The organism is Geovibrio sp. ADMFC3, from assembly GCF_054687035.1.
Genome location: NZ_BAAFZG010000002.1, coordinates 2,545,973 through 2,568,980 on the forward strand (window position 1 = coordinate 2,545,973; position 23,008 = coordinate 2,568,980).

At 43.7% G+C, this 23,008-nt stretch carries 21 protein-coding genes; 10 read left to right on the forward strand and 11 right to left on the reverse strand.

Translation table 11 applies throughout. The annotated features are described in order from the left end of the window. Positions 1 to 108: 108 nt before the first annotated feature. The 4 genes from ACYRYY_RS12450 (at position 109) to ACYRYY_RS12465 (ending at position 5,102) form a co-directional block, all read left to right on the forward strand. Positions 109 to 402 carry a hypothetical protein gene (locus ACYRYY_RS12450; protein WP_460215927.1) on the forward strand — a complete coding sequence of 98 codons (294 nt, stop codon included), beginning with the start codon at positions 109 to 111 and terminating at the stop codon, positions 400 to 402. A gap of 120 nt (positions 403 to 522) precedes the next feature. After that, a complete protein-coding gene (locus ACYRYY_RS12455; RefSeq protein ID WP_460215928.1) occupies positions 523 to 882 on the forward strand; it encodes a response regulator in 360 nt (119 codons plus the stop codon). A gap of 1 nt (position 883) precedes the next feature. Next, positions 884 to 1,984 carry a substrate-binding domain-containing protein gene (locus ACYRYY_RS12460; protein WP_460215929.1) on the forward strand — a complete coding sequence of 367 codons (1,101 nt, stop codon included), beginning with the start codon at positions 884 to 886 and terminating at the stop codon, positions 1,982 to 1,984. Continuing rightward, positions 1,977 to 5,102 (forward strand): EAL domain-containing protein, encoded by a 3,126-nt coding sequence (locus ACYRYY_RS12465; RefSeq protein ID WP_460215930.1) that lies wholly within the window; start codon positions 1,977 to 1,979, stop codon positions 5,100 to 5,102. The genes ACYRYY_RS12460 and ACYRYY_RS12465 overlap by 8 nt, the downstream gene beginning before the upstream one ends. Before the next feature lie 6 nt (positions 5,103 to 5,108). Here ACYRYY_RS12465 and cas6 read toward each other — a convergent pair whose 3' ends face one another. Beyond that, positions 5,109 to 5,939: a CRISPR-associated endoribonuclease Cas6 gene (cas6, locus tag ACYRYY_RS12470; RefSeq protein WP_460215931.1), complete on the reverse strand. Its 831-nt coding sequence runs from the start codon at positions 5,937 to 5,939 to the stop codon at positions 5,109 to 5,111. Positions 5,940 to 6,439: 500 nt separating this feature from the next. On the opposite strand from cas6, the gene ACYRYY_RS12475 reads away from it, so the two are divergent. Both ACYRYY_RS12475 and ACYRYY_RS12480 read left to right on the forward strand, forming a co-directional pair. Then, entirely contained in the window at positions 6,440 to 7,084 is a 645-nt protein-coding gene (locus ACYRYY_RS12475; protein ID WP_460215932.1) for a 3'-5' exonuclease, read from the forward strand. After that, the gene (locus tag ACYRYY_RS12480) at positions 7,077 to 7,496 is read left to right on the forward strand and encodes an acyl-CoA thioesterase (RefSeq protein ID WP_460215933.1); all 420 of its coding nucleotides are present in this window, start codon (positions 7,077 to 7,079) and stop codon (positions 7,494 to 7,496) included. Before ACYRYY_RS12475 ends, ACYRYY_RS12480 begins: the two co-directional genes overlap by 8 nt. Here ACYRYY_RS12480 and ACYRYY_RS12485 read toward each other — a convergent pair. Together ACYRYY_RS12485 and htpG are read right to left on the reverse strand one after the other, a co-directional pair. Next, complete coding sequence (locus ACYRYY_RS12485; RefSeq protein WP_460215934.1) at positions 7,481 to 8,068, reverse strand: hypothetical protein; 588 nt, start codon at positions 8,066 to 8,068, stop codon at positions 7,481 to 7,483. The two genes, ACYRYY_RS12480 and ACYRYY_RS12485, sit on opposite strands and share 16 nt — an antisense overlap. Positions 8,069 to 8,171: 103 nt before the next feature. Then, entirely contained in the window at positions 8,172 to 10,055 is a 1,884-nt protein-coding gene (gene htpG, locus ACYRYY_RS12490; protein WP_460215935.1) for a molecular chaperone HtpG, read from the reverse strand. Positions 10,056 to 10,113: 58 nt separating this feature from the next. Here htpG and ACYRYY_RS12495 point away from each other — a divergent pair, with 58 nt between their 5' ends. Together ACYRYY_RS12495 and ACYRYY_RS12500 are read left to right on the forward strand one after the other, a co-directional pair. After that, complete coding sequence (locus ACYRYY_RS12495) at positions 10,114 to 11,244, forward strand: serine hydrolase domain-containing protein (protein ID WP_460215936.1); 1,131 nt, start codon at positions 10,114 to 10,116, stop codon at positions 11,242 to 11,244. 20 nt (positions 11,245 to 11,264) lie between these two features. Next, entirely contained in the window at positions 11,265 to 12,218 is a 954-nt protein-coding gene (locus tag ACYRYY_RS12500; protein ID WP_460215937.1) for a S1 family peptidase, read from the forward strand. A gap of 47 nt (positions 12,219 to 12,265) precedes the next feature. On the opposite strand, the gene ACYRYY_RS12505 is transcribed toward ACYRYY_RS12500, so the two are convergent. The 6 genes from ACYRYY_RS12505 to ACYRYY_RS12530 form a co-directional block, all read right to left on the reverse strand. Beyond that, positions 12,266 to 14,470 carry a S8 family serine peptidase gene (locus ACYRYY_RS12505; protein WP_460215938.1) on the reverse strand — a complete coding sequence of 735 codons (2,205 nt, stop codon included), beginning with the start codon at positions 14,468 to 14,470 and terminating at the stop codon, positions 12,266 to 12,268. Positions 14,471 to 14,556: 86 nt separating this feature from the next. Continuing rightward, positions 14,557 to 15,522 carry a diguanylate cyclase domain-containing protein gene (locus ACYRYY_RS12510; protein ID WP_460215939.1) on the reverse strand — a complete coding sequence of 322 codons (966 nt, stop codon included), beginning with the start codon at positions 15,520 to 15,522 and terminating at the stop codon, positions 14,557 to 14,559. Next, positions 15,519 to 17,243 (reverse strand): GspE/PulE family protein, encoded by a 1,725-nt coding sequence (locus ACYRYY_RS12515; RefSeq protein ID WP_460215940.1) that lies wholly within the window; start codon positions 17,241 to 17,243, stop codon positions 15,519 to 15,521. The genes ACYRYY_RS12510 and ACYRYY_RS12515 overlap by 4 nt, the downstream gene beginning before the upstream one ends. 2 nt (positions 17,244 to 17,245) lie before the next feature. Further along, positions 17,246 to 17,395, reverse strand: coding sequence for a hypothetical protein (locus ACYRYY_RS12520; protein WP_265823427.1), 150 nt, complete (start codon positions 17,393 to 17,395; stop codon positions 17,246 to 17,248). Continuing rightward, positions 17,346 to 17,789, reverse strand: a complete 444-nt coding sequence (locus ACYRYY_RS12525) for a response regulator transcription factor (RefSeq protein ID WP_460215941.1) — start codon at positions 17,787 to 17,789, stop codon at positions 17,346 to 17,348. Before ACYRYY_RS12525 ends, ACYRYY_RS12520 begins: the two co-directional genes overlap by 50 nt. Then, positions 17,786 to 18,943 (reverse strand): hybrid sensor histidine kinase/response regulator, encoded by a 1,158-nt coding sequence (locus ACYRYY_RS12530; RefSeq protein WP_460215942.1) that lies wholly within the window; start codon positions 18,941 to 18,943, stop codon positions 17,786 to 17,788. The genes ACYRYY_RS12525 and ACYRYY_RS12530 overlap by 4 nt, the downstream gene beginning before the upstream one ends. Positions 18,944 to 19,203: 260 nt before the next feature. Here ACYRYY_RS12530 and ACYRYY_RS12535 point away from each other — a divergent pair, with 260 nt between their 5' ends. After that, on the forward strand, positions 19,204 to 19,629 hold the full coding sequence (locus ACYRYY_RS12535; RefSeq protein ID WP_460215943.1) for an EamA family transporter: 426 nt from the start codon (positions 19,204 to 19,206) through the stop codon (positions 19,627 to 19,629). 3 nt (positions 19,630 to 19,632) lie between these two features. Here the strand turns inward: ACYRYY_RS12535 and ACYRYY_RS12540 are convergent, their stop codons facing one another. Both ACYRYY_RS12540 and ACYRYY_RS12545 read right to left on the reverse strand, forming a co-directional pair. Further along, positions 19,633 to 21,633, reverse strand: a complete 2,001-nt coding sequence (locus tag ACYRYY_RS12540; protein WP_460215944.1) for an ATP-binding protein — start codon at positions 21,631 to 21,633, stop codon at positions 19,633 to 19,635. Further along, positions 21,630 to 22,580 carry a sensor histidine kinase gene (locus ACYRYY_RS12545; protein ID WP_460215945.1) on the reverse strand — a complete coding sequence of 317 codons (951 nt, stop codon included), beginning with the start codon at positions 22,578 to 22,580 and terminating at the stop codon, positions 21,630 to 21,632. Before ACYRYY_RS12545 ends, ACYRYY_RS12540 begins: the two co-directional genes overlap by 4 nt. Between ACYRYY_RS12545 and tnpA the strand changes: the two genes are divergently transcribed. Then, positions 22,570 to 22,998, forward strand: a complete 429-nt coding sequence (gene tnpA / locus ACYRYY_RS12550; RefSeq protein ID WP_460215563.1) for an IS200/IS605 family transposase — start codon at positions 22,570 to 22,572, stop codon at positions 22,996 to 22,998. The genes ACYRYY_RS12545 and tnpA overlap by 11 nt on opposite strands. The last annotated feature ends 10 nt before the right edge of the window (positions 22,999 to 23,008 follow it).

Genomic DNA, 23,008 nt, shown 5'->3' on the forward strand with positions numbered 1-23,008 from the left:
AAATCAATATTTTTGATGGTAATTTTTCTTTGATGTTAAAATTAACCATGTTATATTGTTAAAAATGATTCAATACAGCGTATTTATATAAAAGTGAGGAGGGTGTCCATGGCTCAAGTATCTGTTGAAGAGAACAGTGTTAAAATAAAAGGGAATATTAAAAGTATAGATGATTACCTCACCGTAAAAAATTCTCTTCAGGAACTTGTTGATTCAGGATGCCGCAGTATTGATATACGCTTCTTGGATTCAGTTTCCATTACTTCATCAATTATCGGGTACATGCTTAAGCTCATTAATATTGATAAGATTGAGCTTACGGTTGCCGCCGGTGACAAAAAACTGATAACACTTATGGAGGAGCTTGAGCTTCATAATGTTTTCAGCGTCAGAGAACTCTGAAATTCCATTTCCATTTCCTTAATTTATTGCCGTAAGAATTTTGCAGTAGTATAATATTATCAGATAAAGTGTTTTGATATAAGCTCAAAACATGATGGTTTTATCGGGCGGAAGGATTAAATGAAAGATATATCTGTACTTATCGTTGAAGATGATCCGGCAGTTGCCAATGCATTGGAGCTTAGATTGAAGCGTACATTCAGAAGAGTGCTGAGTGCACCTGACGGTCTTAAGGGACTTGAAACTGCGGTTACTGAAAAGCCTGACGTTATTCTGACGGATCTCCGTATGCCCCACATGGAAGGGTTGGCCATGATAGAAGAGATCCGTAAAACCCTGCCGGATGTACATGTTATAGTTCTTACCGCATCCAGTGACCGATTTGACCGTAACAAGGCTGAAGAACTTGGTGTTGAAGGTTATTTTACAAAACCTCTGATGGTGAATGAGCTTATAGCGAAAATTCAGGAGATGGTTTAATATGAAAGGGGCTAAGGCTCTCTTTCTGTTTGTTTTTCTCACCTCTTTTGCCGCATTTGCTGATGAACGGTCGTTTTATACTGTCTCCGAATACATGCTGAAAAGTCCTGAGCAGGCGTGGAAATTTGATAATTTTGCCAATATTGTACGCAGTGAACCGGTTCCTTTGAATTCCGTTAATACCACTCCTGTGAAAATAGCCGTTGTTTATCCTGCGCTTCAGTCCTCCGACTACTGGAGACGAAGCGAACGGGCTCTTAAAAAGCGTTTGTCAGAGCTTAATATAAACTATACCCTGCTTACTTATCACAGCAAACCTTCAGGGGATACCAGATTACAGGTTTCGCAGCTTGCTCAGGCAGCTTCCGCAGGGGCGGACTTCATTATTGTTTCCGCAGATTCCCCTCAGATGCGCAGTGCGGTGGGCAGGCTGTTGTTTGAAGGCAGACATAAAATAATAATACAGAACCTGACTACACCTCTTAAGGAGTGGGAACGCCGCCGTCCCCTTCTTTATACAGGGTTTGACCATATTTCCGGTTCGGCGGTTCTGGCTGATTCCGCCGCTTCGATGGCTGGGCAGAATGCATCTTATGCTGTTCTTAACTGCTCAGAAGGAGAAGTGGGCTATCTCAGGACAAAAGGCTTTGAGGAAAGACTTGCAGAGCGGGGGGAATATGCTAAAAAGGCAGAGTATATTACCGATTTCAATCTGGAAAAAGCACGGGCTGCCACAAGGGAAATTATAAAGAAATATCCGGATATAAACTTTATTTTTGCATGCTCAACAGACATTGCCCTTGGTGCGGCGGAAGCCCTGAAAGATTCCGGAGCGGAAAATGTTATTCTTAACGGATGGGGCGGCGGTGAAGCGGAACTGCGGCTGATAGAGAGAGGGGAGCTTGATTTTACAGTCATGCGGATGAATGATGACAGCAGTATAGCGGCGGCAGAAGCGGTGAAGCTTGTTATTTCCGGTATGGAAAAAGAGGTTCCTGTCATTTTTTCAGGAGACTTCAGCCTTATCACCGCATCAGACAGTGCAGAAAAAATAGAAGAACTAAAAAAGAAAGCCTTCAGGTACTCCGGTGAAAATGAATAGAATTAAATCAGTTAAGATATCGTCATTTCTTGCTCTGCTGCTGACGGGTTTCTCGGTAATCCTGTCCGTGGTTATTCTTGTTTGGAACAGCCTTGATGCAGGCATTATCATTAAAAGAGAGCAGTCCCGGCTGCTTAAACGTAATCATGACACTGCTTCAATGGTTTTTGAAAAAGAAATAGAGCATCTCAGCTGGGTTACAAGGGATCTCCGAATAAATTTAAAGCAGCTTCTGGAAAGGAATGCAGACATTAATTCGGATGATTTCAGGAGCGGTTTTGCATCCATATATGATTTAAGCGCAGGGGAAAATCTGGACATTATGATTTTCGTGTCATTTGACGGTACGAATGTTATTGATGTCGGTTCTATGTTTTTTGACACGAGCGAGATAGTCCGTTTTTTACAGACAAAAGGGAACAGCGTTTCTGCGGGCGGTTCGGTATATACAATCAGAAAGCCTGACAACTCGGCTCCTCTGAGCTTTATTCTGGGGTATTCATCCGTTAATCACCCCTCCAGCGGGCAGGTTCTCGGCAGGGTTTACATAGGCAAGATAATAAACGGAGCGCCGGATATTATACGCGAGGCGGAATTTGAAGATGGTTCGTTGGTTGCCTTTGTTTCAGAAGGCAGAATAATATCCTCTTCTGACGGATTTACTGCATCAAATTTTTTTCCGGAAGCCTGCGAGAAACCTGATACTGTTTTAAGGGCAACAGGCTCACTCACTGCGTACTGCAGACCTCTTCTTCTGAAAGGCAGCGAAACTCCGCTGATGATTTATCAGCTTACCGGAAGCCAGTCTCTTGCTATGATGAAAAAACAGACAGCAGGCAAGGCAGCCGGCATCATTCTGCTTGTTATAATAATGACCGGAGTTTCTGTTTACGGCTTTCACAGGGTGACCGCGCGTTCCCTGCATTATCTTATAGACTATACTCACAAGATAAGCGCTTCCGGCAGCACAGATGACTTTGAGCCGACTCCGGTGGAGGAGTTTAACATGCTCGGAGAGGCTGTTTCTGCAATGAACAGGGAACTGCGTGAAACACAGGCATATCTGGGCAATTTTCTGAGCTTCGCCAAAGTGCCTCTCATTGCGTGGGACACCGAAAATAAAATTGTAATATTCAACAAAGCCATGGGTGAGCTTTCCGGCATAAGTGAACAAGATGCTATCGGAGAAAGCCTTGAAATAATTTTTTCCTGCCTTTCCGGTGAAAAGCTTAAAGAACTGCTTCTGAAAGCGGCGGATGATGCAGATACGCTTTCTAATTTTGAATCCATAGTAAAGAACATAAGCACAGGCGAAATGAAATATATTCTTTGGAACCTCTCAATGGCGGGAACTGAAGGAAATAGTTTCGGCGTTGTGCTTCAGGGGATAGATATTACCGACAGGAAATCGTCGGAGGAAAAACTTCTGCTTGCTTCAAAAGTTTTTGAAAACACAATTGAGGCAATTTACATAACCAACACAAGAGGCGTTATTCTCAGTGTTAATAAAGCATTCCTGCGGATTACAGGCTTCAGTGAGGAAGAAGCAATCGGAAATAAAACCAGTATCCTCCGCTCCGGCAGGCATGCCAACCACTTTTATAAAGGACTATGGGGAGCGCTGAAAGAGACAGGAACATGGCAGGGTGAAATATGGAACAGGCGCAAAAACGGTGAACTCTATCCTGCACTGGTTAATATATCTAGCATTAAGGACTCAAACGGGAATATCTCACATTATATTGGCGTTATGCACGACATAACTGAAAGAAAAAAATATGAAGAGCAGATAAAGTACCAGTCTCACTATGATCCGCTGACCAACCTGCCTAATCGCTACCTGTTCCATGACAGACTGAGTATGGCTATATCCAGAGCTAAGAAAAACCACAACTATGTGGGACTCATATCCATTGATATCGACAGGTTTAAAAATGTTAACGACACTCTTGGACATAATGTTGGGGACATACTCCTTCAGAAGATAGCAGACCGCATAGTCGGCACTGTGGGTGACAGTATCACAGTAAGCCGCCTTGGAGGAGATGAGTACACTGTTATTGTGGAGGATCTTTCCGATAAAAACAGAGCCGTAACAATCGCCTATAACGTTATTAAGCAGCTTGAAAAGCCGTTTCAGGTGGATGATTACGAGTTGTTTCTCAAATGCAGCGCAGGCTTAAGCTTTTACCCTGATGATGGCGAAGATGTTTTCACTGTCGCCAAAAACGCCGATGCGGCAATGTACCGTGCAAAGTCAAAAGGGCGGGGCATGCTTCAGATATATACCACAGACTTTAATGACACAGCCAAAGACAGGCTCATTGTGGAAACAAAACTGAACAGAGCTTTGGATAACGGTGAGTTTGAGGTGTATTATCAGCCGAAGATAAACCTCCGCACACTTGAGCTTGTGGGCATGGAAGCTCTTATAAGATGGAATAATGCTGAACTCGGGAGAGTATTTCCTGATATGTTTATACCCATAGCAGAAGAAACCGGACTTATTGTTCCCATCGGTCAGTGGGTGCTGAAAAAATCCTGCGAGGACCTCATGAGATGGCGTTCGATGGGGTATAAACTTAAAGTGGCAGTGAATCTTTCACTGAAGCAGTTTATACAGAAGGATCTTTTTATGTCTGTGCGGAATGTGCTTCAGGAGACCGGCATGGAGCCGAAGCATCTTGAGCTTGAAATTACAGAAAGCACGATAATGGTTGATACCGACAATACAATGGATATTCTTGATAAACTCAGCTCACTGGGGATAAGCTTCGCCATTGATGACTTCGGAACAGGGTTCAGCTCCATAGGCTACCTTACCAGAATACCTATAGATACTATTAAAATAGATAAATCCTTCACCCAGGGGATCGATACCAGTGAGGATTCTCTCTCCATTGTCCGTTCTGTCATTCAGCTTTCTAGCAACTTAGGAATTGAGGTCGTGGCGGAGGGTGTGGAGAATGAGGACCATCTCCGCCTTTTACGTGAGCTTGAGTGTGATCTGGCGCAGAGATACTACTTCAGCAGACCTGTCCCCGCAGAGGAGTTTGAAAAACTCCTTGAAGGCTGGGAGGAGAGCTTTGCTCTGGAGATAAATTCAACAAAGCAGTGATAAGCCCTACAGTTTGGCAGGACCAGCCATTCCGAATCCCTGCGTGGTTCTTATGCCTATTCCTGACTCCACAAGCAGAGAGAGGTCATCAGGGTGTCCTAAAAGCTGAAAAGTTCCTGTTATGCCGGTAAGCATCATGAGCGACTTGCCGGTCTTTTCCCTGAACTTGTCTAGGGTGTGTTTAATAACTGTTTTACGCAGTTTGATTGATTTGAAAACAATGGGCTCCTGCGGGTATTTCCCTGTCATTCCGAAAATACGCATAGAAGATATCTCCGCCAGCCTGTCGGAATATTCCTTTTCAGTTACTTCCAGTTCGCTGTAGCCATCCTCAACCGGTGGGATTATAGGCTTTTTCGAGTTCAGCGCTTCCAGCAGCACAGGAGAATGCGTGTGCAGGGTTACTCCGGAAGATTCAATTGTAAAGGGCTTATTGAGAAGCTTTGTGTTCTCAAGCATGTAGGTAAGCTTTCTGCCGCCGACAAGGATTTGACCATTTCTGGAAAAGTCTATGTTTCTCTTTTTTTCAAAGCCGTTCTGTACAGCCTGAAGAAACTGCTCGTACGGACTGCTTACGTACAGAGTGATAAATTTGTTTTCCGGTATGTAGAACACTGTGTCATGCACTTCAAAGTTATTGTCGAACACGATAGATTCTTTTTTGAACCTGTCTCTGGAAAAAGCAAGATTGAACGTGAAAAACTTAAAACTTTTGTCCGTGAGTCCCATCCCCAGCGACTCATAGCCGATTTCTGCTGCGGATTTAATAACTTCGGCTATTCTGTTCCTGAAAATGACCGGTACTTCAGTTGCGGTAAGAGTAAGTTTCAAAAGCATCGGGAAGTCTCCTGTCAAAAAAGAAAATTCACAATTAAGTATGTTTGCATTTTTATATTAACATAAAGATAATGAAAGGACAATCTTAACAGAATCTTATATTTAAAATAATATTAACGGAATTTATGAAATGGCAATAAAAAAAATTGATAAAGGTAAAAAAAAAATCAGATCAAATGAGTATTAGGTTCATAAATATGCTTTTATATAAGTATGATAATCCTTATTGGTTTTATTAACTGTTTTTATTAATATGTTTAAGTAAGCCTTAACGGCAATCTTTTAAAGATTATTTTAATACACACCTTGTTTTTCCTTAGAAAGTTCTGCTTCATCTGTATTTGCATTTTATGTGAACAGGGAGGAATAGCTATCAGCAGAATTTATTCATAATACTGTATCCCGCTTTTTACAAGGTGTCAGGTAAAGATAAAAAATAGTTGTTAAACAAATTTAAGCGGCAGGTTTACGAGCCGCTTATTTGGTGATATAAAATAAGAATGGACGAAGCACTTATAATATCTACACAAAACAGACTAAGCAAAGAGTACGTAGCTTCACTGGAAGCAATCAGATTTGACGGGGAAATTGTAACGGTTACGGAATCCGGACACGCTGACGAAGTATGCAGGGAGCTTGGCTGTCAAAAAGAGCTGGGATTCGATACGGAAAGCAGACCCTCATTCAGAAGAGGGGTCAGTTATCCGGTTTCTCTTGTTCAGCTTTCCACGCATGAAAAGGCATATCTGTTCCAGCTGAACGGAGGGGGGCTGCCTGAGGGGCTTATAAATATTTTTTCTGATCCTTCTATCAAAAAAATCGGTGTCGGGCTCAGGGACGATATTAAGAAGCTTAAGGAACTTGCCTCTTTTGAGGAGAAAGGCTTTGTAGACCTCGGAGATATTGCTGCGGAAAAAGGGATAATACAGTTTGGGGCAAGGGCTCTGGCTGCCCGTTATCTCGGACGGAAAATAGTTAAGTCCGCTCAGAAAACCAACTGGGCGCGCAGAGATCTCACCGAGAAGCAGAAAAACTACGCCGCAACTGATGCATGGGTGTGCCTTATGATTTATCCCATTTTGCTGAAAGATACTAATGACTACAGAGAGTATCCCGCAGAAACTCCGGAAGATGCAAATGGATAATCCCTTTTTTCTTCAGAAAGAAATTGAAATTCAGGGGTATGACATTGATTACGGCGGTGTGGTAAGTAATATTGTTTACATCCGCTGGATGGATGATCTGCGTACAGCTCTTCTGAAAGATCATTATTCATTGGAGCTGATGGCTAAGAACGGTTTGGCACCGGTAGTGAACAAGACCCATGCACACTACAAACGTCCTGCCCTGTTCGGCGACAGTCTGATAGCTGAGATCCGCATCACGATGCTGGAAAAGATAAGGTGGGAAGTTCAGGTGGAGATAACCAAAAACGGCGGTGAAACAGTGTTTACCGCCGTTCAGTCAGGTGCTTTTGTGAACCTGAAAAATGGACGCCCTGTGCCTGTGCCCGCTATTCTGGCGGACAAATGGAAGGAGTATCAGACTGTACTCTGAACCGCACTCCAGACAATATTTCCATCACTGTCTATGCTCATGCTGGCGTTATATTTATTTGAATCATTGAAAAGATAAGCCCATTTCATGACTGCGGCTAACTGGTTTATTGCATAATCTTCACTGAATTTGACATGTGTGTCCAGTGCTGCGATCAGTTCATGATTGCCTGATATACCTCTGAAAAGGTTTTCAAATTCGGGATTATCAGAAAAAATTTCCTCTATTTCAGCTTTTGCCGGATGGTCGCCTTTAACATAAACATGACCGTCCGATGCTGTTGCAAGCTCAAAAGGAGGATCAGATTCTATCCCTCTTTCTTTCATTATGTCCTTCAGAGTCTCTTCAAATATCTTCTCCAGAGTAGCTGTGCGTTCCTGAATACTTTCGCCTGAAGAAGAGGGCAGGGTGTAGGGCATACGGAGATCCCCATTCTGCATTTTTGGTTGAGATGACTGAAGCTCATTGATAATACTTAGAAACTCCTGCTCTGCCGGGCTCTTGGCGGAGTTTGCGGCTGGCTGCAAATAGGGTTCTGTTTGTTTTTGGTTTGAGAGGTTATTGATGAACATTTTTTCCTTTCCTTGCGCCGAAAAAAAAATTTTATTATCTATTAGCAAAAACTATGCTCGAAGGAATAGGAAAAAGGGGAGCATGAAGCCCCCCTGTGTTGTTTTATTTCATTCCTTTGATCATCAGTTCCGCTGTTTTTCCTGCAAAGAGAGAAGGATCTTCCGGAGCAGAGCCTTCCACAATCAGGGCAAGGTTGAAGAGTATATCTGAATAGTCCTTAAGCACTGACGACTTGGCGTCTGTTTCATGAAGTTTTTTCATTTCGGTAAAGAGTGAATGTTCGGGGTTTATTTCCAGAATCTTCTTGGATTTAGGAATAAACTGACCCATAGCCTCCATCATGCGTGCCATGTGCGGGTCTATATCATTATCATCACCCACAAGGCAACAGACAGTGTTTTTAAGCCTTCCGGAGAGGCGTACGTCTTTCACTTTATCCTTCAGTGCTTCTTTAATTGTATCAAGGAGCCCGCCCAGCTCTTTCTTCTGCTCTTCGGTTTTCTCTTTGCTGTCAAGATTTATATCTCCTTTAACAGCAGAGTGAAGCTTTTTGCCTTTGTATTCTCCGAGTGATGGTATGACTATTTCATCAACTTCGTCCGTCATGAAAAGGACTTCGATGCCTTTTTCTGCAAATGATTCAAGGTAAGGAGACTTCTTCAGTTCAGCAATGTTGCCGCCTGTAATGTAGTAAATCTCTTCCTGATCAGGTTTCATGTTTTCGACATATTTTTCAAGGTCGGTGAATTCATCCCCTTCTGTTTTGTTTGAGCGGAACATCAGGAGTGATGCTATTTCCTCTTTTTTGGTGAACTCGTAGTGGAGACCTTCCTTGAGGATTTTGCCGAACTCTTTATAAAAAATGGCGTACTTGTCTGCCTCGTTCGCTTTCATCTCTTTAAGGGCATCCAGAACCTTTTTGGTGATGTTCTTTTTGATGACTTCGATCATGCGGTTGTTCTGGAGAATTTCCCTTGAAACATTCAGGGGCAGATCACTTGAGTCCGCCATGCCTTTAACAAAACGGAGATACAACGGAAGAAGCTGCTCGCAGTTTTCCATAATCTGCACTTTTTTTACATAAAGAGCCGGACCGAACTTAAAATCTTTATAGAGAATGTCAAAAGGAGCCTTGGACGGTATATACATCAGAACAGTAAATTCCGCTGTTCCTTCCGCACGGTAATGTATTGTTTTCAGAGGATCTGTGAAGTCGTGGGAGATATGTTTGTAAAATTCGTTGTACTCCTCTTCCGTAACCTCTGATTTGTCTTTCAGCCAGATCGCCTTCATGGAGTTGAGAGTTTCTTCTTTGACGGATGTTTCTGTTTTTCCGTCTTTTTCTTCCTCTTCTGCCACATCCATTACAACAGGATATTCGATATAGTCGGAGTATTTCTTGATTATGCTTCTGATGCGGTATTCATCAAGGTATTCTTTGCCGTCATCCTTGAGGTGGAGTGTAATTTCCGTACCTCTGGATTCCTTTTCGGCGGGTTCAACGGTGAAAGTTCCGTCAGCGGCGGATTCCCACTTCACAGCTTCTTTTTCGCCTGCTTTGCGGGTGATTACCGTAACCTTATCTGCAACCATGAATGCTGCGTAAAAACCTACTCCGAACTGACCTATGAGTTCGGGATTGTTTTTCACCTCTTCAGATTTAAGTTTGTTGAGAAACTCCTTTGTGCCTGAATGGGCAATGGTTCCGAGAGCCTGTACTGCTTCCTCTTTTGTCATACCTATGCCGTTGTCGGATACTGTGAGGGTATTATTTTCAGCATCTGGTATCAGCTTGATTCTGAAATTTCCGTCTCCTTCGAGTATTCCGCTGTCGGTGAGGGAAATGTAGCGAAGCTTGTCAATAGCATCGGATGCGTTGGAGACAAGCTCTCTTAAAAAGATTTCCTTGTGGGAATATAATGAGTTGACCACAAGGTCGAGCAGACGGCTTACCTCCGCCTTAAACTGAACAGTTTCCTGCGCCATGTAATCTACCTCCGTAAGTTCATTGATTATTGCAACTTACAAATATACAATATGCGTCATGAAGATCAACAGTTTTGGCGGCAGAAAATACACTCTGGCTGCGGCATTTTTTTTCTTAATTTTTATGTTGGCTGTCAGTGTTTTTGCAGATCAACGTATTGACAGTGTCTGTGAATCCGCAGTGAGAGACGGTCTTAGTGAAGGTGTCGTTATTCTTATCCGGCAGAATGGGAACAACCTGTATCTTAATGCCTGCGGCACAGCGGAGAAAGAAAGCGTTTTTGACCTTGCGTCACTCACCAAGGTTTATGCCGCCACACTCGCTGTGATGAGGCTCACTGATATGGGGTTGCTAGACCCGTCAGATAAAATAAGCAGTTTTTTCCCCCAGTACAGTGAAGGGGATAAGGCAGGGGTCACAATTGAGGATCTATTGCGCCACCGCTCCGGTCTGCCCGCTTGGGAACCTTTGTACTGCTTTGATGAGCCATCTACGCATCTGCTTAATATTCCTTTGGAGTATAAAACGGGAGCAAAGCGTGTTTACAGTGATCTAGGTTTTATGATTATCGGTCTGATTGTGGAAAGAGTCAGCGGCACAAAACTTGAAAAGTTTGTTAAAGATGAGTTTTATAAGCCGCTGGGGCTTAAATCCACAGGTTTTTTTCCGGATTCTGTTAATGTCATGCCTACATTCTTTGGCGGTTTTGAAGCGGACATGATTGAAAATGACGCATGCCGCATTAAGCAGAAAGAAGAGGTACTCAAAGGTCGAGTCAATGACGGCAACGCCCAGATGGCTTTCGGCGGTGCGGCGGGACACGCCGGACTTTTCAGCACGGCAGAGGAGCTTGCATCCCTCACCGAGATAATCACGGACGGCAGGCATATTAAGCCTGAAACACTGAAAAGATTTCTTACGAAAGATGCATCCGAGCAGGGGATGGGCTTTGCAATGACATCCGGCTCTCTACATGCGGGTAACATCTCTGAGCAAACTTTCGGGCATCTGGGGTTTACGGGAACGTCCGCAGTTTATGTACCGGAGAAAAAATTAACGGTTATTATTCTGACAAACAGGCAGATGAAAGGCATGAACGATAAAGGGCGTTACCCTGATTTAAAAGAATTCAGAAGAACTGTTTTCAGGAATGCTCTTCGTCTGGCTGATGAAAATATGTTAAAATAGATTTTTATGGTGAGGTCGGAATGAAAAAAATTCTTATAATTCTTTTTACGGCGGTTCTTGTTCCGCTGAGTATTCAGGCTCTGGATGCGCCTTTTATCGTTGGTGGAAACACTGCGTCACGCGGGGAATACCCCTTCATCGCTGCTTTGGCAAACAAAGGCGGGACACCGCTTTTTAACAGACAGTTCTGCGGCGGAGTTCTTATTGCTCCAGAGTGGGTGCTTACTGCGGCACACTGTGTTACAACGGAAAATCCTCCGGGTGCAGTAACCGATGATCCGGCAACTTTAGAGGTATATGTCGGAGAATATGATCTGGCTAACTCCACAGGAACACGCCGGAACATTTCAAACATATATGTCCACCCGTCCTATCTGGTTAACAGCACAACCGGCGGAGGCTCCAGAGATGTCGCCCTCCTTGAACTCAGTGAGGCTGTGGGTTCGGAGTACGTATCGGTTCTGAACACTCGTGATGCTCGATATTATGCTATTTCCGGCGATATAGCCACTGTCATAGGGTGGGGTAGTACAGACGGAGTTGTTGATGTTTATCCGGATCTGCTTCATGAGGTTGAAATCCCCATAGTTTCAAATGATACATGTTCAGCGGCTATGAGCCCTTACACGATTTATGACTATGAAGTCTGTGCAGGATACGCTTCCGGAGGCAAAGACTCCTGTTCAGGGGACAGCGGCGGACCACTTCTTGTTAATAAAAACGGAGGCTGGGTAGTTGCCGGAATTGTAAGCTGGGGCGGTGATGAATGTGCCAAAGCTGGAGAATATGGTATTTATGCCAGAGTTGCAGATAACCTTGCATGGATTGAAGGTTACACCGGTGAGCTTGATTACGGCAACAGCGCTTCATCAGGCGGCGGTGGCGGCGGATGTTCTGCTTCTGCAAACGGAAATATATCCCTTGTTCTGATGTTTGCAGCGCTGGCAGTTTTTATAAAGAGACGTAAAGTTTAATCATTAAAATAAGAATCCCCGCTTTATTCAGGCGGGGATTTTGTTTTCTATATCTTCCTTCTTTTCAGTATAATTCCTGCGAAAAGCATTATCATAAGCAGAAGGTAATCCGAAGTGCCCCCTGCGGCACATCCGCCTCCGCCTCCGCCACCGCCTGATGAACCGCTGTCAGTATTGTTGTCCTCATCACCAATGGGAGCGGCAGAAGACGTAACAAAATATGACTGCCCTGCGGAACTTAAAGCATTGCTCGCAAGATCAGTTACCCCTGTGGAGATGTTAACTGTGTATGCAGTTCCGGCACTTAAGTCTGAAGCAGGGTTAAAGGTCACTGTATTGCCCGATATTGTGAGATTACCGGAGGTCACAGGTTCAAGAGTTGAGCGGTTTATTAAAGACATATTGGATGCTGTGAGACTTGATGAGAGGACAGGCTCACTGAAAGTAATGGAAATATTTGTACTTCGTGAGATATTTGTTGAGTTGTTTTCTGGCGTAATACTCACGATGTAAGGAGCAACAGTATCCAGAATGATTGTGTCCGAGGCTGTATTGCTTATGTTGCCTGCGGTGTTCTTCAACCACGCATAGACTGTTTTTGTGCCGTCCCCTCCGCTTAAAACAAAGCTCACATTGGTCAGAAGACTTGTTGTTTCTGTTATTGCACTGAATTCTGACTCGTCCGGTATTGAAGTGCTTTCTGAAATATAATATCCATTGATTCCTAGGCTGTCTGTACCGCTTAATGTTACAATAATATTTGTTGATTTAGCATGGCTGCTGTCTGAATTTAAAGAAACTGACACGCCGGGTGCATTTGAGATAGCCGTGACAACATCATCCGCATTAATACGACCTTCATTTCCATATACAGCGCATACGTGAGTTACCTGTGAAGCTGTATTTTTCATTGCGGTAAGAAGCTGGCTAACAGAAGCCGTGCTGTTTTTTTGTTTGAAAAGGGCGAATGCCCCGGTGATATGCGGGGTAGCCATGGAGGTTCCGCTCCATGCCTCATAGTCTGAATCACCGCTTCCTACGGATGAATTAATCCCTACACCGGGAGCGTATATGTCCAGAACATCTTTCAGGTAGTTGCTGAAATCAGCCTCCTGATCAGTATAAGTGACAGCACCCACAGTTATTGCGTTCTGGATGCATGCAGGAGTTCCGACTGCACCGCAGTACTCTTCATTTCCTGCCGCAACGGCAACGGCTATGTTTGCATCAGTGAGGCTGTTAACAATTGTTGTGTATGAAGAATCATTTGCATCGCAGTAGCTGCTGTATTGACCTCCGCCGAGACTGAGGTTGGCTGCTGCTATATTATAGGTGTTTCTTATACTGTAGATATATTGGAGAGCCGCCTTCTGATCTGAATCATAAGAAAGAACGCAGTCTCTGTATAACGGCGCATTCCCTCCGCAGTTTTGTTCATGCTCAAATCTGGAAAACACCTGAATTGCAATTATGTCCGCATCATATGCCACACCTTTCTGAACCGGACCGTTACCGGCAGCAATTCCCGCTACATGGCTTCCGTGGTCGTAGGCATCATATGTGCTTTCATAATGAGCTGCGGCGCCGGAACCGTACATCTCATCACTACCGTCAGGGCAGTCATCACGCAGTGAGAAGCACGCTTCGATTATATTTTTTCCGGCAAACATTTCATGGGTGCGTCTTATTCCCGTGTCAAGTACGGCTACATACCAGCCTTCTCCGGTGTAACCAGATGTCCATAAAGTGTCGGCCCCTATCTGCCCTGTTGAATTAATGCCGGCATAAGGAGCGGACACCGTTTCCGGAAGTTTTCTCGGAACATCTTCAACTATGTATTCCACGAGGGGATTGCTTGAAAGTTCAGCAAGACCTTCGACTGTGATTTCCATTGCCGCTTCGGGGGTGTAGTCATAAGCTCTGTTTATAACAAAGTGCCTTGAATCCACAGCCTCAAGCGCCTTTTCTCTGCTTTTGCGGGTTTCAGCCTTCACTGCTGCATCGGCTTTTTCAGCCGCTCTGGCTCTGGCTGTTCCTTTTGTGTTGAGCCCTGCTCTGCGTGATGCTCCTATCAATTCCGGGTAGCTGTCAGACTTAAAGCCTACAATAACCCGAACGTAGCCGTCTTTAGCTGCTCTCATTGCCAGGGAAGCCTTGTTAAGCACTCTGGGTGAGCTGTCTGCATCTGAAGTTTGAGCAAATGCGGTAACTATTGTTAAAATAAGGAATAAAGTCAGGATCTTTAATTTCATTTTCCCCTCAGGTATGGATACGCAAACTTATTGGCTGTAATATATAACGGATAATTTAGGGTGTGGGTTTCAATTCGCAAGCTGATTTATTCGGCTCTTATGCAGAAAAAGTTTTTTTCTTCACCGATTCCCGCTGTACACTCCGCAGTTATATCTGAGATCATGTTGAGCAGACCGGAGGCATCGTCAGTTACTTCCGGCGTTACACTCATTCCACCCACATGAACACCAAGAAAACTTCCATATTCTGTTTCATGTTCAATAGCGAGATTATTTATGTGCTTTACAACAGTCTTTGCTATGAATTCTGCTCCTTTCAGGTCTGTTGACGGCAGAAAAAGGGCGAAGCTGTTTCCGCCTATTCTCGCAAGGAGATCTCCCGGGCGTTTTGCGGATTTTTTCAATGCGGAGGATATGCGGCGCAGTACCTTATCTCCTTCCAGAAATCCGTATTTTGCGTTGTAGTTCCTGAAATCAGTTATGTCGATACGCAGTAGAGAAATTGCGGATTTGGTCCTTATTGCACGGCTGATTTCCTCTTCAAGCTTGAAGCTGAAATAGCGCTTTGAGAGAATGCCCGTCAGTCCGTCAATGTTTGAAATGTCCTCAAGCTTTCGGTTGTTCTCTTCAATTTCTTTTTCTCTGGTTCTTCTGCTTATTATTTCCTGCCGCAGAGCAACAGCAGTTCTCAGACGTGCATAGATCTCTGTTTTGTCCGAAAAATCCTTTACATAGTCAAGACATCCGGTTTCCTGCATCGCCTTTATGATGTCATTGTCATCCGAGTTGTGGTAGGAGATCACAACCGTATCGGTGTATTTGCCGTCTGATTTTATTGCAAGCGTAACCTCATATGCTTCAATATTGTTCTCAAAACTGATAAGAACTATATCCGGCTGAACAATGGGTTTTGCAGGGCTGAGAATCGCCAGCTTGTCAAATGATTCAAGCAGTGTCATATTCTCGACCCATGAAATCTCCTCAATTCTGGAAAGAGCCTCTTTCAGCGGTTTCAGATCTGTCCGCACGTCATCTATGACGGCAAGAATCATAAATTAGCCTCTGCGACATCCTCGCTCACTGTCACTCTGTTGAGTTCCTCAATTGTGGTGAGTCCTCGCAGGATTTTTTTTAAACCGTCATAACGGAGGGTTTTATATCCGCCTTTTGCCATGGTGTACTCCTGAACCTGAAGAATATTTGCTCCTTCAGCGATCATTTTCCTCACTTCGTGGTCTATCATCAGCAGCTCATGGATAGCGATTCTGCCTTTATAGCCGCTGCCGTAGCATTTGGGACATCCTTTACCCTTGTAGAAATGGACTTTGGTTTTTCCGTCCCACTCGTAGAAATAGCGCATTATCTCTTCCGGTTTAAGCTCGTAGGGCTCTTTGCAGTGGTCGCAGATTCTTCTTATAAGCCTCTGAGACATAACGCCTATCATTGATGGAGCCACAAGGAACGGTTCAACGCCTATTTCAAGAAGCCTTGTTACCGCCTCCATTGCGCTGTTGGTGTGCATGGTAGCAAGGACAAGGTGTCCGGTAAGGGCTGCCTGTGCAGCTATTTTTGCTGTTTCAGTATCCCTGATTTCACCTATAAGTATGATATCGGGGTCCTGACGCAGAAATGAACGCAGGGTGTTTGCAAACCCCAGCCCCACAGCCGTATTCACCTGAACCTGTGTAAGCCCCTGAAGACGGTACTCAACAGGGTCTTCAATGGTCATGATATTTACGCCCGGTTCATTCAGATATTTCAAAAGGGCATAAAGAGTTGTGGTTTTCCCTGAACCCGTGGGCCCCGTGACGAAGAAAACTCCGTTGGGGTTCTCCATGAGCAGATTGAGCTTGCTGTATATGCTTTTGGAAAAGTTGAGGTCAGTCAGCGAGGGAACAGTCTTAGAGTCTTTCTGACCGAGTATTCGCAGAACAGCTTTCTCTCCGTATATGCTGGGTACTGTGGATATACGGAAGTCGATTGAACGGTTTTTAAGTTTAAGCACGCATCTGCCGTCAAGGGGGAGCCTGCGTTCAGTAATGTCAAGGTTTGACATAACTTTAAGCCTTGATATAAGACCTGTGAGAATAATCACATCAAACTTAAGCAGATCCTGAAGAACGCCGTCTATTCTATAGCGTACACGGACAAAATTTTCCTGAGGCTCAATATGTATATCTGATGCGCCTTCTTTTATGCCGATGAGCATTATGGCACGCACCAGTTCAATAATCGACTGATCTCCCGCCATTCTCTGAAGCTGACCGGCTGTGATCTTGCTTGTTCCTTTTACAAGTGAATCTACGGAGATCTTGGCGAGGAATTCATCAATTTTTGTACTGTCCTGATAGCTTATCTCAAGGGTATCCTCAAGATCCTCCGGCATGGCGAATACTGTGCTGACATTTGCTTCAAAGTATTTCTCACATGCACGTACCGCCTCCATGTTCTCAGGGTCAGAGACAGCAATAGTCACTGTATCACCGAACTTGTAGAGGGGCACAACCCTGAATTTTTTAGCAGTTTCGGAGGGGAGCATGGCAAAAAGATCATAGTTGATCATGGTTCTGCCGAGATCGACATAGGCTTTGTTTATTGAATCGCCCCAGAGTTTTGCCATGAGGTCTCTTGAGGCGGCTCCGCCCTCTATGAGATAGTGGAGTATATCAGCGGCGCTGCCGTTAAATTTTTTCAGAAGATTGTTTTTATCCTCTTCTGTGAGTACCCGTTCCTTAACCAGAAGCTCCATGAACTCGTCATTTCTTTTCTTCATGGTTATTCACCCTTTTTCAGCTTAATTTTATCTTTGCTGGTGATAAGCCTCTGTATACCGTCCTGCGTGAGCTTGCGCTGGGTCATCTTTTCAAATTCTTCGTCAGCCTTGATCTCCAGAAGAATTTCCCTCAGGTTGTACCTTATCCTCATCTTTGTTTCTCCTTGCAGTCAGGAAAGTGTTCCATGATTCGACTATTATCTGCCGTATTTCTTTTATGGGAGTGTCTTTTCTTATATAGTTGTATGCTCCGTACTTTATGCACTCATCAACAGTTTCCACATCAGCGACTGATGTAAGCATTATGATCAGCGCTCCGGGCTGAAGCTCTTTTATTGCTTTGATGGACTCTGTACCTGTCTGCTTGGGCATGTTGATATCAAGCAGGACTATATCCACCTTGTACTGCCTGCAAAGCTCAACAGCTTCAAGTCCGTTCTGGGCTTCGCCGACAAGTTCGCAGTTAATGCTCTGGATGACTTTTTTCATGATGAGACGGATATGCGCTTCATCATCAGCAATAATGACTCTCGGTGCAACACTCATAAGTTTGTCTCCGCAGGCAGTTTAACGGTGATTTCCGTCCCTTCGCCCTTTTTGCTTTTTACACTGAAGCTTCCGTTGTGTGCGTACACTATGCTTTTTACTATAAAAAGCCCCAGTCCTGTTGATTTTTCCCCGTCGGTCGGTTTGCTGTCCACTGTGCAGTACTCACCGAAAAGCTTGGGGATATCATCCTCGCTTATTCCGACACCCTGATCCGCCACTGTTATGGCGATATCATTTCCCTCTTTGTATAGTTTAACCTTTACTTCAGTATTTTGCGGAGAAAATTTTAAAGCATTGCCCAAAAGATTGTCCAGCACCTGATCGATTCTGTTTTTATCAACAGACACAATGCCCACATCTTCAAGCTCACGGGTAATTATGATGTTTTTCTTGACTGCTGACGGTTCGTTGATGTTTATGCGTCTGTCTATGACTTTTTGAAGGTTATGTTCATGTTTCAGCAGTGACATTCTGCCGCTTTCTATCACCGCATAGTCAAGCAGATCATTGACAAGCGACAACATTCCATGGCTGGTTTCGTGTATCATACTGAGCATTTCTGACTGATCGTCATTAAGTTTGTCTTCCAGTTCATCAGCCAGCATTTCGGCAAATCCTCTTATTGATGCAAGAGGTCCGCGGAGATCATGCGCTGCTGTGCCGAGAAAGCGGTTTTTTATCTGATTAAGCTCTTCCAGACGGCGGTTCAGCCTCTTAAGCTCCTCTTCCTGCTGGGAACGTTTATCCGTTTCAAGTTTCAGCTTAATTATTGCGTCCACTCTTGCTTTCAGAACCGGTTTTGAAACAGGCTTGAGAATAAAGTCCGCAGCTCCTGCCTCAAAAGCATCAGAAAGAGTCTGTGCATCGTTTTTTACAGATATCATAATAACAGGTATATGCTCATAGACAGGGTGTGTTTTAAGCCTCTGAACAGCTTCAATACCGTTCATCTGCGGCATCACTATATCCATAAGGATTAAATCAGGCAGTTTTTCCTCATGATTTTCTGCTTCACCAAGGATCTCGATACCCTCCCACGCTCCAGGGGCAGTGACTATATTACTGTATCCGCATGAGTTAAGTATCCGTTCAAGAATGTTCAGTGATGTTTCAGAATCGTCAATAATCAGAATTCTGCTGCTTCCATTCATTGTGTGTCCCCGGTTATAAGATTAATCAATCCGCAAATAAGCAGGATACGCTCCAGTAATAGCATGTTTAACCTCTGGTATTCAACACGAAATAGCCGCACTCAGGCTTTAATGCAGCGGGGTTTATGTTTTTGCGGCTAGTTTAAGATACCATTAAATAAGGAAAAAGTTGTAATTTTGTTCCGAAGAAGACAATTCTCCTTGAAGATTTATTTCTTTTAAAGGATAGTTCTTCTGCAAAATGATGAGGAGAGTAAAGGATGATATACTGGTTCGGAATTTTTCTTGCGGTTTTTTCAAATGTTTTTTATCACATAAGCCAGAAAACAATTTCTGCAAATGCAAACCCTGTTGTTTCTCTGGTATTTACATATCTTACCGCTGCTGCTGCCTCGTTATTTCTTATCCCTTTTTTCCCGTTTAAAGGCACAATCACAGAGGAAATAAGCAGGCTGAACCTGCCCAGTGCAGTTTTGGGTATTTCTATTGTGGGGCTTGAGCTTGGATTTCTTCTTGTTTACAGGGCAGGGTGGAACATAAATGTAGCCGGCATTGTTGTCAGTGTTATGGTGGGGCTTTGTCTTATTCCTGTCGGTTATCTGGTTTTTAATGACACTCTTACGGTGAAAAGTGCTATGGGCATTGCTTTGTGCATAGCAGGTCTTATTCTGATAAATTATAAATAATACCTAAAACAGGGGCAGCTCAACGGTAAAGCAGCTTCCGCCTTCCGGATTGTCCGTTACATAAATACTGCCTCCGTGATCAGTGACTATCTCTCTGCATATGGCAAGTCCGAGCCCTATGCCGCCTGCACCGGTTTTTGTTTTGGATGACTGAGTAAACTTTTCAAATATAAGTAGCTTTTCCGACTCATCCACTCCGGGACCAAAATCCGTAACAATAATTTTCACGATGGAGTTTTCGGAGATGATATCAGTTATGATAAGACTGTCCGGAGGGCTGAATTTTGCCGCATTGGAATAGATATTGAGAAACACCTGCCTTAGTCTGGCTTCGTCAGCGCAGATGAGTGTTCCGTTTTCGGGTACTCTTACCGCAATGTTTTTTTCAAGAAACACTCTTTCCAGATCCTTTACTACTCCTTTCAAAAGTCCTGTTACGTTAAATTTTGACACTTTATATTTTGTTCTGCCCGATTCAAGGTCTGAAAGATCTGTCAGGTCATTAATAAATGAGAGGAGGCGTCCTGCACTTTCTGATATTTTGATGAAATAGCCTTTCTGCCTCTGGTCTTTGGTATTTTCAAACTTTTTAAAACCGAAGGATGAATAGCTGAGGATCGCATGAATCGGTGTTCTTATCTCATGGGACATGTTTGCGAGAAACTCTGTTTTTACCATGCTCGCTTCTGTTGCTTTCTTTCTGGCGGCTATCAGTTCATTGTTCACTTTGGCAATCTTAAGATTCTCTTTACGCAGGTGGATACTTATATCTTTCAGATCTCTGATCCGCTCCTCCACAGTTTTTTCAAGGTTGTCTTTTATCCTGCCGAGTCTTTTTTCTGTGTTGATAACGTATAAATGCTCTTCTTCCAGTTTTTTGCCGATTAGCTTCAGTTCCTTTGTTCTGTTCTCCGCCTTAATGAATGAGTTTTCAAGTGATTTGACTAAGCTGCGTCTGCTTCTGGCTGTCAGAGTTATAACAAGGAAGATCAACGCAGCCGCCGCTGCGGCGGAAGCTGCGGTATAAGCGTAGAACTTGTGTTTGAGTTCTTTGATAACAGAAGATTTTACGTCTGCTCCTGAGGCTTCATCAAATCCGGCAGCTACAATCCAGTTCCATTCGGGTATTCTTCTGACGGCAGTCATGCGCAGGTGCTTCGTACTTTCGCTGTTTTGGGTTATTTCATAGAAAAAGGAGCTTGAAGCATCTCCCAGTCTGGATTTAAGCTTAAGTCCGTAGTCCTGATTCTCACTGATATTGCCTCCGGTACTGATTATTTCGGAATTGTCCGAAAACACAGTGAAAAAAGAGAGTGAACTCTGATCCTTAACAAGGCTTTCAAGCTGTTTGATTATATAGCTCTGAATCTTCTCAATGCTTTTTTCATGGCTGAATCCTGAAGCTATTTTCCAGCCGTGCGGAGGTATGCTTTTTATGTAGCTTGTTTTTCTGACAATTTTCCCCTGCTCAGTGAATACATTGTAGGTAACTACGGCAGAACCGCCCTCTGAAATTGCGTTAACCTTATTTCTTATTTCTTTAATTTCATCAGGAGGAATAATCGTATCAAGCTTATTCTTGAGAGGGTGAGTCGTCGGTCTGTTTCTTTTGTTCAATACATAAACATATTCGTCACCGGCTGATTTATTTACCGTTTCGAGATAGTCTGAAATGATGGAGTCATCGTTTGTTTCGGGCGTGGCTTCAACCTCGGCGACGGCTGCTGCAAAAGATTCCACTCTCTCCTTTGCGGCAAGCAGAGCCTCCTGCCTGTCCTGCCGTATTACAAAGTCTATTTCCGCCTCAAGCTGTTCCAGAAAGTTTTCAAGTCCTATCCGTTTGCTTTCTGCTGCTTTACGTGCTGCTGTTTCAGTTTCTTTATGGTATCTGTCAGAATAAACACTGATCAGAACAGCTTCAACGATTAGTATACCGGCAACCAGCACGGCTGAAAGCATTTTAAAGTTTTTTTCGATGGATGCCGCTGCGCCTTGCCTGTTCATTGTATATCCCCCAGATCAGGGATCACTACGGAAAACAGGCTTCCTTGTTCGGTTTCATTCACATAAAAAGTTCCGCCGCATCTCTTCAGAGCCTCGTTGAATATGTTTATGTTGATAAATGAGCTGTCTGAACCCGAAGGAAGGCTGAAAGGGTTGTGCCCTTTCATGATATCAAGTGATTCAATGTAGCCTGTTTCAATTGTTGCCGAGTCAACAAGGGTTCCTGAACGGAGTGATTTTGTGCGGAAATATCTCAAATTAAGTCTTGTTCCTTTCCGGCAGCTTTTCGCAGCGTAGCTCAACAGGTGGAGAAATGCGATTTCTGCATGGCGGTACCTTGTGCGGATAACAATGTTTTCGTCCGAAAATTCAATATTGACTGCACTTTCTGTGGCAGCAAAAAGGGGCGCTGTTTCGTAGCACAGTCTGGTGAACAGCTCCTTGAAATCGATTGATGATATTTTATCCTCTGTTTTGCCCGCTTCAAGCTTTGAAAGATCGATTATCAGACCGAGGAAGTTCATTAATTCCCCGCCTTTTGAGTGGATGCTGCCAAAAAGAGATGCAGTTTCCTCTGCGGTCATTTCATCAAAGCCTGCACTCCCGGTTTCAGAGCATTGCTTTATCTCTGTTACCATTGTTTTGAGTTTTTCGGATGTGTTTGTGAGAAACTCACGCTTCATAATATTTGCTGCTTCTGCTTTTTCCTTTTCGGCACGGAGAATCTGATCCTGCTGAGTACGTTCCATGTTTTCGGCAATGAGCATCTCGTTCATTTTGCGGTATTCTTTTGTTTTCAAAGCGAGTTTTTCTTCAAGCTCAAGTCTTGAGTCATTAAGTTTTTTTTCTTTTTCTTTATGTTCTTTTATGCGGTCGAAGACAGAACACCACGCTTTTAAGCGTGGATGAATGAGCCTTTCGACGGTATACTTTTCTATGGAAATCATTAAGACCTCTCACAGTGCTTATTACTTGAAATATCATGTAGTTTGGGTTTGTAAATACCGTCGAAAGATCCTGAAGCCTGGTGTCTGTTCTTATATTCGTAAAACGTTGCCCAGTTTATTGAGAAGTATGCCTGGCGTTGAAATAGAAGCCATTGGCTTTGACTTAGATCATTTGCATATGGTTATAATTATTCCTTCCAAATATAGTATTTCAGATGTTATGGGTAGATTAAAAAGCCAATTGGCTTCCCGTATGCGAAAATTTTTTGATTGGTTAGAAAAAGTATACTGGAATGAAAATATAGTGTGGTCGCCAGGCTACTTCGTTAGCAGTATTGGTTTGAATGAAGACGTAATTAAAAATTACGTCGAAATGCAAGGGCAACAGGATTCAGGACAGCTCAAGATTGAGCTGTAAAAAACATGCG

Excerpts from the sequence above, each read along its gene's own strand:
- tnpA (WP_460215563.1), top strand. The coding sequence starts at position 22,570 with ATGGAAATCATTAAGACCTCTCACAGTGCTTATTACTTGAAATATCAT.
- htpG (WP_460215935.1), bottom strand. The coding sequence starts at position 10,055 with ATGGCGCAGGAAACTGTTCAGTTTAAGGCGGAGGTAAGCCGTCTGCTC.
- ACYRYY_RS12540 (WP_460215944.1), bottom strand. The coding sequence starts at position 21,633 with ATGAACAGGCAAGGCGCAGCGGCATCCATCGAAAAAAACTTTAAAATG.
- ACYRYY_RS12455 (WP_460215928.1), top strand. The coding sequence starts at position 523 with ATGAAAGATATATCTGTACTTATCGTTGAAGATGATCCGGCAGTTGCC.
- ACYRYY_RS12460 (WP_460215929.1), top strand. The coding sequence starts at position 884 with ATGAAAGGGGCTAAGGCTCTCTTTCTGTTTGTTTTTCTCACCTCTTTT.
- ACYRYY_RS12515 (WP_460215940.1), bottom strand. The coding sequence starts at position 17,243 with ATGAAGAAAAGAAATGACGAGTTCATGGAGCTTCTGGTTAAGGAACGG.
- ACYRYY_RS12525 (WP_460215941.1), bottom strand. The coding sequence starts at position 17,789 with ATGAGTGTTGCACCGAGAGTCATTATTGCTGATGATGAAGCGCATATC.
- ACYRYY_RS12520 (WP_265823427.1), bottom strand. The coding sequence starts at position 17,395 with ATGAGGATAAGGTACAACCTGAGGGAAATTCTTCTGGAGATCAAGGCT.
- ACYRYY_RS12450 (WP_460215927.1), top strand. The coding sequence starts at position 109 with ATGGCTCAAGTATCTGTTGAAGAGAACAGTGTTAAAATAAAAGGGAAT.
- ACYRYY_RS12485 (WP_460215934.1), bottom strand. The coding sequence starts at position 8,068 with ATGTTCATCAATAACCTCTCAAACCAAAAACAAACAGAACCCTATTTG.
- ACYRYY_RS12535 (WP_460215943.1), top strand. The coding sequence starts at position 19,204 with ATGATATACTGGTTCGGAATTTTTCTTGCGGTTTTTTCAAATGTTTTT.
- ACYRYY_RS12480 (WP_460215933.1), top strand. The coding sequence starts at position 7,077 with ATGGATAATCCCTTTTTTCTTCAGAAAGAAATTGAAATTCAGGGGTAT.
- ACYRYY_RS12530 (WP_460215942.1), bottom strand. The coding sequence starts at position 18,943 with ATGAATGGAAGCAGCAGAATTCTGATTATTGACGATTCTGAAACATCA.
- ACYRYY_RS12500 (WP_460215937.1), top strand. The coding sequence starts at position 11,265 with ATGAAAAAAATTCTTATAATTCTTTTTACGGCGGTTCTTGTTCCGCTG.
- ACYRYY_RS12475 (WP_460215932.1), top strand. The coding sequence starts at position 6,440 with ATGGACGAAGCACTTATAATATCTACACAAAACAGACTAAGCAAAGAG.
- ACYRYY_RS12510 (WP_460215939.1), bottom strand. The coding sequence starts at position 15,522 with ATGATTCTTGCCGTCATAGATGACGTGCGGACAGATCTGAAACCGCTG.
- ACYRYY_RS12505 (WP_460215938.1), bottom strand. The coding sequence starts at position 14,470 with ATGAAATTAAAGATCCTGACTTTATTCCTTATTTTAACAATAGTTACC.
- ACYRYY_RS12545 (WP_460215945.1), bottom strand. The coding sequence starts at position 22,580 with ATGATTTCCATAGAAAAGTATACCGTCGAAAGGCTCATTCATCCACGC.
- cas6 (WP_460215931.1), bottom strand. The coding sequence starts at position 5,939 with ATGCTTTTGAAACTTACTCTTACCGCAACTGAAGTACCGGTCATTTTC.
- ACYRYY_RS12495 (WP_460215936.1), top strand. The coding sequence starts at position 10,114 with ATGAAGATCAACAGTTTTGGCGGCAGAAAATACACTCTGGCTGCGGCA.
- ACYRYY_RS12465 (WP_460215930.1), top strand. The coding sequence starts at position 1,977 with ATGAATAGAATTAAATCAGTTAAGATATCGTCATTTCTTGCTCTGCTG.